This is a genomic window from Faunimonas pinastri, assembly GCF_900110915.1.
Classification (GTDB): Bacteria; Pseudomonadota; Alphaproteobacteria; order Rhizobiales; family Afifellaceae; genus Faunimonas; species Faunimonas pinastri.
Window position 1 is genome coordinate 24,309 of the sequence record NZ_FOFG01000017.1, and the last position, 14,555, is coordinate 38,863.

The 14,555-nt window shown below is 66.9% G+C and carries 14 protein-coding genes; 3 read left to right on the forward strand and 11 right to left on the reverse strand.

Annotated features, from left to right (window positions below; translation table 11 throughout):
- Positions 1-3 precede the first annotated feature (3 nt).
- The 9 genes from modC to ku form a co-directional block, all read right to left on the reverse strand.
- The gene (modC, locus tag BMY25_RS17675; protein ID WP_092499069.1) at positions 4-1,086 is read right to left on the reverse strand and encodes a molybdenum ABC transporter ATP-binding protein; all 1,083 of its coding nucleotides are present in this window, start codon (positions 1,084-1,086) and stop codon (positions 4-6) included.
- A gap of 10 nt (positions 1,087-1,096) precedes the next feature.
- The gene (gene modB / locus BMY25_RS17680; RefSeq protein WP_092499071.1) at positions 1,097-1,792 is read right to left on the reverse strand and encodes a molybdate ABC transporter permease subunit; all 696 of its coding nucleotides are present in this window, start codon (positions 1,790-1,792) and stop codon (positions 1,097-1,099) included.
- 29 nt (positions 1,793-1,821) lie between these two features.
- Complete coding sequence (modA, locus tag BMY25_RS17685; RefSeq protein WP_346432155.1) at positions 1,822-2,610, reverse strand: molybdate ABC transporter substrate-binding protein; 789 nt, start codon at positions 2,608-2,610, stop codon at positions 1,822-1,824.
- A gap of 50 nt (positions 2,611-2,660) precedes the next feature.
- Positions 2,661-3,053, reverse strand: coding sequence for a winged helix-turn-helix domain-containing protein (locus BMY25_RS17690; RefSeq protein ID WP_092499075.1), 393 nt, complete (start codon positions 3,051-3,053; stop codon positions 2,661-2,663).
- A gap of 27 nt (positions 3,054-3,080) precedes the next feature.
- On the reverse strand, positions 3,081-4,493 hold the full coding sequence (locus tag BMY25_RS17695; protein WP_092499083.1) for an alpha,alpha-trehalose-phosphate synthase (UDP-forming): 1,413 nt from the start codon (positions 4,491-4,493) through the stop codon (positions 3,081-3,083).
- An 81-nt stretch (positions 4,494-4,574) separates the two neighbouring features.
- Positions 4,575-5,315 (reverse strand): trehalose-phosphatase, encoded by a 741-nt coding sequence (gene otsB, locus BMY25_RS17700; RefSeq protein WP_092499084.1) that lies wholly within the window; start codon positions 5,313-5,315, stop codon positions 4,575-4,577.
- A 70-nt stretch (positions 5,316-5,385) separates the two neighbouring features.
- The gene (locus tag BMY25_RS17705; RefSeq protein ID WP_092499085.1) at positions 5,386-6,273 is read right to left on the reverse strand and encodes a glucosamine kinase nucleotide-binding domain-containing protein; all 888 of its coding nucleotides are present in this window, start codon (positions 6,271-6,273) and stop codon (positions 5,386-5,388) included.
- Positions 6,274-6,325: 52 nt separating this feature from the next.
- Positions 6,326-9,094 carry a DNA ligase D gene (gene ligD / locus BMY25_RS17710; RefSeq protein ID WP_092499086.1) on the reverse strand — a complete coding sequence of 923 codons (2,769 nt, stop codon included), beginning with the start codon at positions 9,092-9,094 and terminating at the stop codon, positions 6,326-6,328.
- A gap of 3 nt (positions 9,095-9,097) precedes the next feature.
- The gene (ku, locus tag BMY25_RS17715; RefSeq protein WP_092499087.1) at positions 9,098-10,042 is read right to left on the reverse strand and encodes a non-homologous end joining protein Ku; all 945 of its coding nucleotides are present in this window, start codon (positions 10,040-10,042) and stop codon (positions 9,098-9,100) included.
- 278 nt (positions 10,043-10,320) lie between these two features.
- On the opposite strand from ku, the gene BMY25_RS17720 reads away from it, so the two are divergent.
- Positions 10,321-11,655, forward strand: a complete 1,335-nt coding sequence (locus BMY25_RS17720) for a DEAD/DEAH box helicase (protein WP_092499089.1) — start codon at positions 10,321-10,323, stop codon at positions 11,653-11,655.
- Positions 11,656-11,725: 70 nt separating this feature from the next.
- Here BMY25_RS17720 and BMY25_RS20545 read toward each other — a convergent pair whose 3' ends face one another.
- A complete protein-coding gene (locus tag BMY25_RS20545; protein WP_143062039.1) occupies positions 11,726-11,923 on the reverse strand; it encodes a DUF1127 domain-containing protein in 198 nt (65 codons plus the stop codon).
- 135 nt (positions 11,924-12,058) lie between these two features.
- On the opposite strand from BMY25_RS20545, the gene BMY25_RS17725 reads away from it, so the two are divergent.
- Entirely contained in the window at positions 12,059-12,802 is a 744-nt protein-coding gene (locus BMY25_RS17725) for an ArsR/SmtB family transcription factor (protein ID WP_092499091.1), read from the forward strand.
- 115 nt (positions 12,803-12,917) lie between these two features.
- Positions 12,918-13,451 carry a hypothetical protein gene (locus tag BMY25_RS17730; RefSeq protein WP_092499093.1) on the forward strand — a complete coding sequence of 178 codons (534 nt, stop codon included), beginning with the start codon at positions 12,918-12,920 and terminating at the stop codon, positions 13,449-13,451.
- Between the two features lie 69 nt (positions 13,452-13,520).
- Here BMY25_RS17730 and BMY25_RS17735 read toward each other — a convergent pair whose 3' ends face one another.
- Positions 13,521-14,456 carry an NADP-dependent oxidoreductase gene (locus BMY25_RS17735; RefSeq protein WP_238858405.1) on the reverse strand — a complete coding sequence of 312 codons (936 nt, stop codon included), beginning with the start codon at positions 14,454-14,456 and terminating at the stop codon, positions 13,521-13,523.
- Positions 14,457-14,555 lie beyond the last annotated feature (99 nt).

A 14,555-nucleotide genomic window follows, 5' to 3' on the forward strand; every position in this document is an offset into this window, starting at 1 on the left:
GCTTCAGCTTTCGCCGCCGCCGCGCCGGATCGCCACGCTCTTGATCAGCGCGAAGACCGGCTTGCCCGCGACGAGCCCGAGTTCCGCGACGGACTGGCGCGTCAACCGCGAGCGGAGGCGCTGCGGCCCGATCGCCAGCAGCACGTCGGCATGCGCGCCGGTTCCATGCGCAACCTCGGTCACCTCGGCGGCCAGGACGTTGCGGATCGACAGCGCTTTCGGCCGCTCCAGCGCGATCGCGACATCGTCGGCCAGCACGCGAAGGCGGATGCGCTCCCCCGTCGCGGCCGCAATTTCCGGCACAAGCAGTTCCTGCTCACCCAGCGCCAGACGCGTCAGGGCGTAGTCCGTCACCTGCCCGGCCACCTCCGTCATCAGCACCGAACCGGCCTCGGCCAGCCCCGAAATGGCGCCGAGATCGATCCGGTTCAGCACGTCTTCCAGCGGGCCGGCGGCGGCGACCATCCCCTTGTCGAGGATCACAAGCTGGTCGGCGAGGCGGATCACCTCGTCCATGGCATGGCTGACATAGAGGATCGGGATACCGCTCTCGGTCGCGAGGCGCTCAAGGAACGGCAGGATCTCGGCCCGGCGAGCGCCGTCGAGATGGGAAAGCGGCTCGTCCATCATCAGGAGTTCCGGGCCGGAGAGGAGAGCTCGGCCGATGGCCACGCGCTGCGCCTCGCCGCCGGAAAGGCGGCCGGGCTTTCGGTCGAGCAACGCCTCGATCCCGAGTAACCCCACCACGTCGTCGAACGAGGACCCACCCGACCGTCGCCCCGCCCATCGGCCGTAAAGCAGGTTGCGGCGCACGGAGAGATGGGGAAAGAGCCGGGATTCCTGAAAGACCACCGCGACGCGTCGGCGCCGGACCGGCAGGTCGATGCCGTGGGCGGAGTCGAAAAGCACGCGGTCGCCCAGCGCGATGCGACCCGCATTCGGGCGGACGAGCCCGGCGATGGCGGCGACCAGCGTCGACTTGCCGGCGCCGGACCGGCCGAAGATGGCCGTCGCGCCCACGCCCGCCCGGAAGCTTGCCTGAAGCGCGAACTCGCCCCGGCTGAGGTCGATGAAAACGTCCAGCATCAGCCTTGCCTCAAACCGAGGCCCAGCGCCGGCCGGTCTGCCGCGCCAACATCTCCGACAGCATGAGGGCGACGAAACTGATCGCGACGGAAACCAGCGCCAGCCGCAGCACCTCGCCCTCCGCGCCAGGGGTCTGGATGAGCGAGTAGATGGCGGATGGAATGGTCTGTGTTTCCCCGGGGATGTTGGAAACGAAGGTGATGGTCGCGCCGAACTCGCCCAGCGACTTGGCGAAAGCGAGAACCGCGCCGGCGAAGATGCCGGGCAGGATCAGCGGCAGCGTCACGGTCGTGAAGATGATCGGCGCGGAGGCGCCGAGCGTTGCCGCCGCCTGCTCCAGTTTCCGGTCTACGGCTTCGACCGAGAGTCTCATGGCGCGCACCTGGAAGGGAAAGCCCATGACGGCGGCGGCGAGCGCGGCTCCCGTCCAGCGGAAGGCCAGCACGATACCGAAATTCGCCTGCAGGAAATGCCCGACCGGCCCCATGCGGCCGAAGGTCAGCAGCAGGACGTAGCCGGTCACGACCGGCGGCAGCACGAGCGGCAGGTGCACGATCCCGTTGAGCAGGCTCTTGCCGGGGAAGCGCCCGCGCGCCAGCAGCATGGCAACCGCCAGCGCGACCGGAAGGCTCGCCAGCGTCGCCACGCTCGCCACCCGGATACTCAACCGGATGGCCGTCATTTCCTCAGGACTGGGAGACCACATTCCCGCTGCCGGACCTCAACAGGTGGAGGTCAATAAGCCGGCAGGAAGGTAAAGCCCTGCTCCTTGAAGAAGTGGCTCGCCGCATCCGACTCGATGAAATCGAGCGCCGCCTTGGCGTCCAGCCCCGCGTTCTTCACCAGCGCGGCCGGGTAGACGATGGGCGGATGCGTGTCGGCCGGGAAGGTGGCGACCATCTTGACCTTGGGATCGGCCTTGGCGTCCGTGGCGTAGACGATGCCGAGCGGCGCCTCGCCGCGCGAGACCAGGGCCAGCGCGGCGCGCACGTCCGCCGCCTGCGCGATCTTGCCCTGCACGCTCTCCCACTGGCCAAGCTTCGTCAGCGCTTGCTTGCCATAGAGGCCGGCCGGCACAGCATTGGTGTCGGCCATGGCGAGCTTGTCGCTGCCCAGGAGATCGGCGAGCTTCATGTCGGGGCCGATGGCCACGCTCTTCGTGCTGTCCTTGGGCGCGACCATGACCAGCGCGTTGCCGAAGACGTCCTTGCGGGTGGCCTTGTCGATCAGACCCTTGCCATCGACATAATCCATCCATTGCGTATCGGCGGAGATGAAGATGTCGGCCGGGGCGCCCTGCTCGATCTGCTTGGCGAGCGTGGAACTGCCGGCATAGCTGATCTTCACGTCCTTGCCCGTGTTCTTCTTGTAATCGGCCATGGCGGCGTCGAGCGCATTGCGCATGCTGGCGGCGGCGAAGATCACCGTGGACTTGCCCTGAGCCATGGCAGTGCCGGCGGGCAGGCCGCCGCAGATCAGGGCGATGCCGGCCACGAGCTTCAGGGTCGAAATCAAACGCTTCACGATCACCTCCGGAAAGTAGACGTTATTCCCACCCGGAAATAACGGGCGTGTCAAGGCGGCGACTCACGCTTCAGCCTGCCCGTGAGTCGTTCGACGTCATCGGCCGCCGCCGCACGGGCCGCCGCCTCGATCGACCGGAACCGCTCCATGACGAAGCGGCCCGTCTCCGTCAGCTTCGCGCCGCCGCCGCCACGGCCGCCGGCCCCGGCGGAAACCAGCGGCTCATCGAACATGGCGTTCAGTTCAGAGACCAACGTCCAGGCCCGCCGATAGCTCATGGCGAAGCGCGCGCCCGCCGCACGGATGGAGCCGGTCTCGTCGATGGCCGCGAGCAGCGCCGCCTTTCCCGGGCCGATGAAGATCCCGGGTGCGAAGGCGACCCGGACCTTCAGAACGGGAAACGCTTCAGCGATCTTCGCCGCGCTGTCGTCTTCCTCATCCATCACGACCTCATCCGGCAGGCACCGCGATCAGCCGCCCGCGCGGGCAGCGCGGCGGGCGGTGTTCTCGTCCCGGTGAATCTGATCGAGCACATCGAGGAAGTTGGCGGCCCAGCTTTCAGCCGTCGTCTTGCGCACCTTCGCGTTCAGGGCGTTCCAGCGTTCCTGACGCTCGCCCAGTGGCATGTGGAACGCCTTCTGGATCGCGCCGGAGACATCCTCGTCGTCGTGCGGATTGACGATCAGCGCCTCTGTCAACTCCGCCGCCGCGCCGGCGAAGCGCGACAGGATCAGCACGCCCGGGTCGTCCGGGTTCTGCGCGGCGACATATTCCTTGGCGACCAGATTCATGCCGTCGCGGAGCGGCGTCACCAGCGCCATCCTGCTGCTGCGATAGATACCGGCCAGCGATTTGCGGGCAAAGCCACGCGTCAGGATACGGATCGGCGCCCAGTCGAGGCCGCCATGCTCGCCATTGATGCGGCCGGCCAGCGATTCCATCTCGCTGCGAAGGTCGGAATAGGCATCCACGTTACCGCGCGAGACGGGCGCGACCTGCAGCAGGAAGATGCGCCCCCGGCTTTCCGGATGCTGCTCCAGAAAGCGCTCGAAGCCGTGGAAACGCTCGGGGATCCCCTTGGTATAATCGAGCCGGTCCACGCCGATGATCTGCTGGCATTCGCGGATGAGATTGCGGACCTGCCGCTCGCGGCGCTGCGCCTCGCTGCTGACGGCGAACTCGGCAAAACGCTCCGCGTCGATGCCGATGGGGAAGACGCCGGTGCGGACGTGATTGCCGTCCACGTCGAGGAGTTCGCCGTCTTCGGTCGTGCCGCCGAGTTCATCCAGCACGAAGCGCCGGAAGTTGCGGCGGTCGCGCTCGGTCTGAAAGCCGATGACGTTGTATTCCAGCATCGACCGCCCGAGCCGGCGGGCATTGGGAAGCGCGGCGAAGATCTCCGGCGCGGGAAACGGCGTGTGGAGAAAGAAGCCGATCGGCCCTTCGAAGCCGCCCTGTCGGATCGCCTGCCCCAGAGTCAGGTAATGATAGTCGTGGATCCAGACCGTGTCGCCCGACTCCAGCATGGGCATGAGCTTGGCGGCCATCCGCTTGTTGACGCGGTCATAGCCGGTCTCGAACCGCCGCTCGAAATTGGCGAGGTTCACCCGGTAATGCAGGATCGGCCAGAGCGTCTGGTTGGCAAAGCCGCTGTAGAACTCGTCCGCGTCTTCTTCGGAAAAATCCACGGTGACGAGCTTCACCGGCCCATCCTCGACATGGGCCGGGCCGTCGATCCCCTCCGGGGTCTGCTCGCCCGACCAGCCGAACCAGATGCCGCCGCGCTTGCGGAGCGCGTCCGCCAGGCCGACGGCCAATCCCCCGGCCTTGCCCTCGTCGCTGAGCGGTCCCACCCTGTTGGATACGATGACGATGCGGGTCAACCTGTTATCCTTCCATTGGGAACACCACCCTGTTCCTAACGGAAGCGAACCGGTAGCAGAAGCGCTTCGTTCCCCGTTCTTTCATCCGGCCACGATGCTGCGCAGCCAGGCATGGACGGCGGAGGGGTCGGCCAGGCGGTACTTCGCCGCCGTTGCCCCCTCGCCCACTTTCACGCCGAAGCCGCCATTCAGCGCCGCGCCGCGGAAGCCGTCCTCATCGGTGCGGTCATCGCCGACAAAGACCGGAATACGGCCGGCGAAGGGTTCCTGCAGGCCGAGCGCGACCACAGCCTCCGCCTTGCTGATGCCGCGCTGGCGGATCTCGCTGATGAAGTGGCCGGGGACGGAATGCAGTTCGCCGAGATCCTTCGTGACGCTTTCGGCGATCTCTTCGACCCGCTCCTTCTGGTCCGGCACGAGGCGGTAATGCAGCACGATGGCCGCGCCCTTGTCCTCCACCATCACCGGGTCGTTCTCGCCGATCAATTCGCCGATGCGCCGGCGCGCCGTTTCCATCTGGTCGGAGAGCGGCAGCATCTGGGCCGGGCCGCCGAATGAACGCATGACCTGCCCGTGCAGGGCCGCGACAGGAAGTTCCAGAGGGGCCAGAAACGCGTCGATGTCCTGCAGGCGCCGGCCGGTCACGATGGCCAGCGCTCCGTCGAGATGATCGCGCAGCGCTGTGAGCAGCTTGAGACTGCCGGGAAAGAGCTTCACCAGATGCGGCTCGGGTGCGAACTCGACGAAGGTGCCGTCGAAATCCAGATACAGCGCGTGCTCCCCGGACGAAAGGACGGGCGGGGCGGCGAGTTCGGCTGTCATGGATTGTCTCCCGGTTTCGGCTTGAACCTAACGAACGCATGTGCGGCGGCAGGGTTCAAGACGAAAAGGACTAGCGCCGGACCTCGCGCGGGGCGGCACCCGTGGCAACCAGGAAGCAGCCATGCATGGCGTCGCCCTCGCTCCCCGCGAAGTTGCGGCCGTAGCGCCGTACGAGGCGGTCATGCAGGAACTCGGCAACGCCGCCGCGCAGGAACACCGGCTCGTCTTCCTCCAGCGCGAGGCTGCGAAGAAGATCCGCGCCATGATCGGCGGCATGATCGAGAATGCCGGTCGCGGTCGCGTTCCCGGCCTCGGCGGCATCGCCCACCAGCGGCGCGATTCCCGCGAAACGGGCCTGACGGGCGTCGCGCAGCCAGCTGCGAACCGCATCGGGCTCGCCGCCCATGTCGTTCCACACGGCGGCGCTGAGGTCGTCCGGCGCCACCACTTCGTCGCGGGCGGCGAGCGCATGTTCCACCGCCTTGCGGCCGATCCAGGCGGCGGAGCCCCGGTCGCCGGCGACCCAGCCCCAGCCGTCGCGCTGGATCGAGATGCCGTCGGCGAAGAGCCGATGCGCCACCGTGCCCGTGCCCATGACCAGGAGGCCCGCTGGCTCACCGCCGCTGGCGCCGACCAGCGCGGCATAGCCGTCGGTCATCACGTGGCGCTCGGCGAAGACCGGGAGGCCGGAAAGAAACGCGTTGCGAATTTCCGGATGCAGGGCGCCGGCCGTGCCGATGGACAGCCGGCAGCGAGAGGGCGCCTGCGGATCGAAACCGGCGGCGACCGCGATGTCGGCCCATAGCTGGGTGATGCTGCTGACGGCGAGCGACAGGTCGGAACTCGGATTGCACGGCCCCGCCACGGCCTCGGCGAGGGTTTCCCCGGACGCAAGCACGATCCGGCCGCGCGACCGTGTGCCGCCGCCGTCAACGCAGAATATGGGTGCCTCGCTCATGAGTCCTCTGGAGAGACCAGAAGACGCAGTTACAAGATGATGTTTAATAAACTCATTCCGCCTTGACGGCCTTCATCATCGCCTTCGTGATCGACTGCTCCGTGGATGCATAATCCGGCCAGGGATCGCCGACCTCTTTTACCCGCGTCGGCATGTTGGCGACGTTGAAGATATTGGCGCCTTCCACCCGCTCCAGCTCTTCCCAGGTGACCGGCGCGGAAACCGGCGCCCCTTCCCGCGAGCGCGTGGAATACGGCGCGATCGCGGTCGAGCCGCGCTCGTTGCGGAGGTAATCCACGAAGATCCGCCCCTTGCGGCGCGCCTTCGACATGTTGGCGACATAGCGGTCCGGCCGTTCCTCACCAAGCAGCACGGCGAAGGCCTTGCAGAAGGTCTTCGCTTCCGGCCACGCGACCTTCGGCACCAGCGGCGCGATCACGTGGACGCCCTTGCCACCCGACAGCATCGGATAGGTCTTGAGGCCGATCTCGGCCAGCCGGTCGCGCAGATCGACGCTCGCCGTGCGCACCGCCTCGAAGCCCAGCCCCTCGTCGGGGTCGAGATCGAAGACGAGGCGGTCGGGCTTCTCGATGTCGGCCGTGCGCGATCCCCAGACGTGCCACTCCATGACCCCCATCTGCACGCCGGCCATAATGCCCGGCAGATCGTCAACGTAGAAGTAATCGCCGGAGGCACCGGTGCCCTCGACGATTTCCATGTGGTGAATGGCCTCGTTGAAGCCACCGGTATCGTGCTTCTGGAAGAAGCAGTGCTTGCCGCGCCCCTGCGGACAGCGGACGAGGCTGAGCGGGCGGACGCCCACATGCGGCAGCATGAGCTCGCTGACGGCCTCGTAGTAATCGGCAAGGTTGCCCTTGCTGACGCCCTGGCCCGGGAAGAGCACCTTCCCGGCGCTGGACAGCTTGATGCCGGCGCGCTCGATGCCTTCGTTTTCGCCATAGGTCTTCAGCGGCGCGGAAGGCGGCGGCAGGGCCGAAGCGGGCTTGCTCCCGGCCTTGGCGGCCTTCTTCGCCGGAGCCTTCTTCAGAGCAGGTTTCGGGGCCGCCTCCGGCTCCTCCTCCATGGGGGCAGGCGTCTCGATATGGACTTCCCTCGCCGTCTTGTCCTCGCGCAGGCCGAGGAAGGAGGGATGGCGCAGCACGCCGTCGGCGGTAAATTCGGTAAAGGCGATCTCGGCGACGAGCTTCGGCTCCACCCATTTCGCGCCGCGCCTGGCGTCACGCGGCACCTCGGCGAAGGGGGACGTTTTCGCGGCGATCGCCTCGAATTTTTCGCCGAGTTCCTGAAGGTCGCGATCGTTGAAGCCGGTGCCGACGCGACCGGCATAGACGAGCTTGCCGGGCTGGCCCTCCTCGCCCTCGTTCCACGTGCCGACCAGCAGCGAACGGAACCCGTGACGCTTCTCCGACGGGCTCCAGCCGCCGATGACGAATTCCTGCCGTTTGATGCACTTGATCTTGTACCAGACCTTGGTGCGCGCGCCGCGATAGGGCGCCGAGGCCTTCTTGGAGATGATGCCCTCGTGCCCGGCGGCGCAGATCTGGTTCAGCACCTTTTCGCCCTGCCCCTGCACATGATCGCTGAAATGGACAGGGCTGCCCTTCGGCAGCCGGTCCGTGATCGCCTTCAGCCGGGCCTTGCGCTCCAGCAACGTTTCGCCGGTGACGTCCTCGTTGTCCTTCGTCAGGAGGTCGAAGGCGAAGAAGGCGAGTTCGCCGCCCTCCTTCAGCGTTTTCTGGAGGGTGGAGAAATCCGTCCGGCCATCCGGCGCAAAAGCGACGATCTCCCCGTCGATCATCGTGCCGGAAAGGCCCAGCTCCGCGATCGCCTTGACCACCGGGCCGAACTTCGCCGTCCAGTCCAGCCCGTTGCGGGTGTAGCAGCGGACGGCATCGCCATTCGCGGCGATCAGCGTGCGGTAGCCGTCATATTTCAGCTCGTGCACCCAGTCGCGCCCTTCAGGCGGCACATCGACGAGGGTCGCCAGCTGCGGCGAGCGGAATTCTGGCACCTCGCCGGACGCGGTCTTCGCAGCGGCCGCTTTCTTGCGGGCAGGCTTGGAAGCAGGCGGTTTGCCCAGCGCCTCCGGCGATTGTTCGGCCACGGGCTTGGTCGAATCCCACACGGGCGACTCTCCGGTGGCGATCTCTTCCATCGTCCGGCCCGTGGTCACGCTGACCATGTTTGCGGCAAGGATCGGATCGGCCTCGTCCGCCTCCCCGTCTCGCTCCTTGATCAGGAGCCAGTTCTCGTGCTTGCCGCTGTCGCGCCCGCGCGGCGGCATGCGGACCATCGCCCATCCGCCTCTCATCCGCTCGCCATGCAGAATGAAGTGGAGCATCCCCTTTTCGAGCCCTTCGCGCGGATCGTGCAGCGGCTCCCAGGTGCCGAAATCCCAAAGCATGACGGTGCCGCCGCCATATTGGCCCTTGGGGATCGTTCCCTCGAACTTGCCATAGGGCAGCGGATGATCCTCCGTGTGAACGGCCAGCCGCTTCTGCTGCGGATCGAGGCTGGGCCCTTTCGTCACCGCCCAGCTCTTCAGCACGCCGTCGAGTTCCAGCCGGAAATCGTAGTGCAGCCGCGTCGCGTCGTGCTTCTGCACCACGAAGGAATGGCCGGACCCCGCCGCCACCTCGCCGGCCGGTTCGGCGGTAATGCCGAAGTCGCGGCGGTTGTTGTATTCGTCGAGGCTTGAAGCGGAAGCGGGCCTGGCCGAGGCCTTGTAGGCCTTCAGCCCCTCTTCCTTGTCTTTCAGCTGGGTCTTGCCCTTGCGGGTCTTCGTGCTGCCTTCCGCCATGTGTTACGCCGTCTTGCGCGTCTTGGCCTTGGGAGCCGGCTTCGGGTCCGGCTTGTTCTGGTTCGCGGGCTCCGGCTCGGCCTTCTTGGCGGTGCGGGTTTTCGGCTTCGTCGCCTTGGGCTTCTCGTCGACAGGCTTGCCGGCATTCCCGCCGGACGCTTCGAGGCTCTGCTTCAGCGCCGCCATCAGGTCGATGACGTTGCCGCCGCCCGCGCCCTTTCCCGCCGGCTCCTCGGTATCGGTGACCCGGCCGCCCTTGGCCTTCAGCTTCTCGTTGATCAGCTGACGCAGCGCCGCGGTGTAATGATCCTTGAAGGCCGCCGCGTCGAAGGGCGCGGTCTTGCGGTTGATCAGTTCCTTGGCGACCGCCAGCAGGTCGTCATCCGCCGTCTTGCCGCTGATCTGGTTGAAATAAGCGTCGGACTTCCGGATCTCCTCCTCGTAATGGAGTGTCTCCAGCAGGATGCCCGTGCCGCAGGGGCGCACGGCGCAGAGGTATTCCTTGCCGCGCAGCGCCAGCTGGCCGATGCCGACCTTTCCCGCATCGCGCAGCGCATCGCGGACCACGCGGAAGGCGTCTTCCGCGAGTTCGTCCTGCGGCACGACGAAATAGGGCGTGTCGTAGTAGATCGGGGCGATTTCGGAAGAGTCGACGAACTGGGTGAGATCCAGCGTTCGCTTGGTCTCCAGCTTCACCGCGTCGAGATCCTCGTCGTCGAGGAGGACGTAATTGCCCTTCTCGTACTCGAAGCCGCGCATGATCTCGTCCTTGTCGACCGGCCCCACGCCCGTCACCACCTTCTCGTAGTGGATGGGCTTGCCCGTCGGTTCGTGGATCTGCCGGAAGCTCACCTTCGCCTTGCTTTCGGTGGCGGCGTAGAGCTCCACCGGGATGGAGACGAGCGAAAGCCTGATATGGCCTTTCCAGATGGCGCGGGCGGCAGGCATTCGGACTTCTCCATAAAAACGCGGAAAAAGAGTCCGGGAGACAACGTCGACGAGGCTCCGCCGTTCCGAATCCGGCTAAATGAGTCAGAGCTTGACGTTTGCTCGGCGAAATGCCATCTGAGCAGCGTCTGATTTCTCGCGATAGCGCGATTGCGGCCCTCATCCTGGCCGAGTTTCCCGAGCAGTCTCACGAAACCTTCCGCCCTGCGATCGCGCGTGGGCAGCGGACATCGGCGTCGCAGGCAGCAAAGCTTCGCGCGACGCGAACTGGATGCAAATTGACCACTGAAAACTTCCGGGATCTCGGTCTGGCCGAGCCCATTCTCCGTGCGCTCGAAGCACAGAACTTCACGACTCCTACCCCGATCCAGGCCAAGGCCATCCCGATCATCCTGCAGGGACGTGACCTGCTGGGCATCGCGCAGACCGGCACCGGCAAAACGGCGGCTTTCGGCCTTCCCGTCCTCCACCAGCTGGGCGAGGAAAAGGTCACGCTCGGCCGTGGCGGCTGCCGCGTCCTGATCCTTGCTCCGACCCGTGAGCTGGCGATCCAGATCGAGCAGAACCTTCGCTCCTTCGCCAAGGAGATGCGCCTGCGCATCGTCGCCATTCTCGGCGGCGTGTCGCGCAAGGGCCAGGTGGACAAGCTTTCCCGCGGCGCCGACATCGTGATCGGCACGCCGGGCCGCGTCGTCGATCTCATGTCGACCCGCGACCTCGTGCTGAACCAGGTCACGCATTTCGTCCTCGACGAGGCCGATCGCATGCTCGATCTCGGCTTCATCAAGGATATCCGCCGGGTGGTTTCCGCCCTGCCGCAGCAGCGCCAGTCGCTACTCTTCTCCGCCACCATGCCGGACGACGTGTCCGGTCTGGCGCACAGCATCCTGAACGAGCCGCAGCGCGTCGAGATCGCCCGCCAGGGCGCGACGCCGGCGGAGATCGACCAGCGCGTCTACTTCCTCGGCGCCGCCGAGAAGCGCACGATGCTGGTGGACCTGCTGCAGGATCCCTCGATCACCCGCGCCATCGTCTTCACCCGCACCAAGCATGGCGCGAACAAGGTGACGGAGTTCCTGAACAAGGCCGGCTACGACGCCGACGCCCTGCACGGCAACAAGAGCCAGGCCGCCCGTCAGAAGGCGCTGGACCGGTTCCGCTCGGGCGATTCCCGCCTCCTCGTGGCGACCGATATCGCCGCGCGCGGCATTGACGTCAGCGAAATCTCGCATGTCTTCAACTTCGAGATGCCGAACCTGGCGGAGACCTATGTCCACCGCATCGGCCGCACCGCGCGTGCCGGCGCAAGCGGCATCGCGATCGCCTTCTGCGAGCCCAACGAGACCTCCTATCTTCGCGACATCGAGCGGCTGATCGGACGGGAACTGGATCTCGCCGGCGGCACGCGCCCCAGCGTCATGAACGGCAAGCTGCCGGTCCCGGCCAAGATGGGCCGTGGCGGCGGTGGCGGTCGCCCGAGCGCCAACAAGAGCGGCGGCGGCCAGCATGCCGGCGCCAACAAGCGCCCGGGTGCGGGCGCCGGCGCGGGCAAGCCTTCCACGAAGGCGACCCGTGGCCGCGAGCGGCGCCGCTACGGCGAAGCCGCAGCCTGAACGAACTGAAGAAAAGGGCGGCCGGTTGGCCGCCCTTTTCGCATGCGCCCGTCGGCCGCGCGGACGGTGCTCAGGAACCGCGAGCGCCACGCCCGAGCAACGACCACGGGCAGCCCCTTTCGGCGTCAGCGATCGTGCGCCGGTCGAGGCCGAGATCGCGAAGCTGCCAGTCCTCCATGGCGGCCAGGCATTCGAAGTCCAGCTTTCGCCGCCACCATCGGCGTGGCGTTCCCGCCGCCTTGAGGCAGCGCTGCCCCGTTCGTCTCATCAGTCCCATGCCGTCCTCGGAGTTTGTCTCCGGAGGGACTAGCCGTCGCCGCGCTTGTGCTCACGCCGGAACGCTTCGACCGAGACCGAAGCGTCGGGACTGTCCCGGCCCGCGTCGCTCCGCTAGTCTGTCGTCATGATCGGCAGCATCGACATTGCGGAAATCGGCTTTCTCCTGGGCGATCCGGCGCGGGCGGCGATCCTCGCCGCACTGATGGACGGACGGGCGCAGACGGCGAAGGAACTCGCCTTCGCGGCCGGGATCACCGCCCCGACCGCCAGCGCGCACCTCGCCCGACTGACGGCGGCCAACCTGCTGGAGGTCGCCGCGCAGGGACGCCACCGGTATTTCCGGATCGTCTCGCCGCTGGTGGCAAGCATGGTGGAATCGGTGATGGCCATGGCCGCCGTGCAGACGCCGCCACGCCGGCGCACACCCACGATCCGCGACCGGGCTTTAGCGGATGCGCGCTTCTGCTACGACCATCTGGCCGGGCGCCTCGGCGTGACGCTCCTGGAGCGCCTGCGAGCGGCGGAACACGTGCTGGTGGAGGGCGACGGCGCCGAACTGACGGAGGACGGGGCTCGCCTCCTCGGCGAGGTCGGCCTGGAGATCGAGCCGCTTCGCCGCAGTCGCCGGATCTTCTGCCGCTGCTGTCTCGACTGGAGCGAGCGCCTCCCCCACCTCGGCGGCGCCGTCGGCGCGGCTCTGGCGACGCATTTCCTGGAGCATCGCTGGATCGAGCGGCAGCCGACCGGCCGCGCCGTAACGCTGACGCCGATCGGCTCGGCGGCGCTGAACCGGCATTTCGCCATCGATTTCACGCCGGTCGAAACGAGCCGCCCCGCTTCCCTTCCCCGAGTGGCCGTCCACGCCTGAAGCAACGTTCCTTGTCGGAGCCGCCGGGTCCACTCGTCGCGGCTGGACGGGGACCCTTTCCCCGCGATCTGCATTATGGTGGGCGCATGGGCAGGGTTCGCAGAAGGAACGACTTATGAGCCGCATCAAGACACTGGCACCGGCATTCGTCGCGGCAGGCATGCTGCTGGGAGCGACGGCTCCGGTCATGGCCGGGCCGGAGGACACAGCATTCTTTCAAAGATTCGCGGGCTCGTTCTCCGGTTCCGGCGAAGTGCTGCGCAACGCCCAGGCTTCGCCCAACAATGTGAACTGCACCTTCAAGGGACAGCCCGGGCAGGACCGGATCACGTTCAACGGCACCTGCCGCGCCTATGTCCTGTTCTCGCGCGACGTCGGCATCAGCCTGATGGTCGATCCCAAGACCGACCGTTACGTCGGCACCTATACCGGCTCCAGCATCGGCGTGGCGACGCTTTCCGGCACCCGCAAGGGGACCGGCGCGACCTTCACGATCACCTGGCCGAAGCCGGTGAATGGCGACCGGGTCGCGACCCTTTCCATTCAGTTCCAGAGCGACAACACGCTCCGGGTAGTCACCACCGACAAGGCGAGCGTCAACGGCCCGGTTATCACCACCAGCGACATCCGGCTGAAGCGCGCAGGCTGAAGCCCAGAAGCTGAAGCCTAGCCGCACGGCGCACATGAAGGGCAGCCCGCACCGGCTGCCCTTTTTCCGTCAGGCCGTATCGAGAACGATCTTGCCCTGCGTGTGCTCCTCTTCCGCGACGCGCTGCGCCTCGGCGGCTTGCGCCAGCGGGAAGACCTTCTGCACCTGCACGCGCACGAGGCCGCCGTCGATCAGCTTCGCGATCTCGGCCAGCTGCCCAGCATCAGGTTGCGCCATGTAGCGCGCGCCTCGCGCCTTGTACGCCGCCGCCTTGTCCTTGTCCGGCTCATGCAGCGTGGAGACGAGGATGCCGCCTTCCTTCAGCACGGCCCAGGAGCGATCTTCCGTCTCGCCCGAGATCAGGTCGTAGACGAGATCCACCGGCTCCACCGCATCCTCGAACTTCTGCGCCTTGTGGTCGATGACCTGATCGGCGCCGAGCTCCTTCACGAACTTCACGTCCTGGCTGGACGCCGTCGCGGCCACCCACGCGCCCTTGGCGCGCGCGAACTGCACGGCGAGATGGCCGACACCGCCGCCGGCGCCATGGATCAGCACCCGCTGCCCCTGCTTCAGGCCGCCATGGTCGAAGAGGCCCTGCCACGCGGTCAGGGCCGCCAGCGGCACCGCCCCCGCCTCGGTCGCGTTCAGCGTTTCCGGCTTGGCCGCCGCTTCCTCCGGTTTCAGGATCACGTACTGGGCATAGCCGCCGCGATCGCGCCCCAGCATGGCATAAAGCGCCTCGCCCACCCGGAAGCCCGAGACGCCCTCGCCCAGCCTTTCGACCGTGCCGGCAACGTCCCGCCCCATCGTCACCGGCAGATCCTCCGCCTTCAGCAGCGGATATTTGCCGGAGCGGATCTTGTAGTCGACCGGATTGACGCTTGCCGCCTGAACCCTGAGCAGGATCTCGCCCGCTTTCGGCTCCGGCACCGGCACGTCCTCGACCCGAAGGACCTCCGGGCCGCCGAAGAAGTGAATGCGGACCGCTTTCATGCTGGCCATGGCCTACCTCATCTGGGCTCCTGTCGGCGGTAAACGCGTCAGCTCCGGCGAGGCTCCCTGCTCAAGCGGATTGAGGATGACCCGATCAGCTTGGCGGCG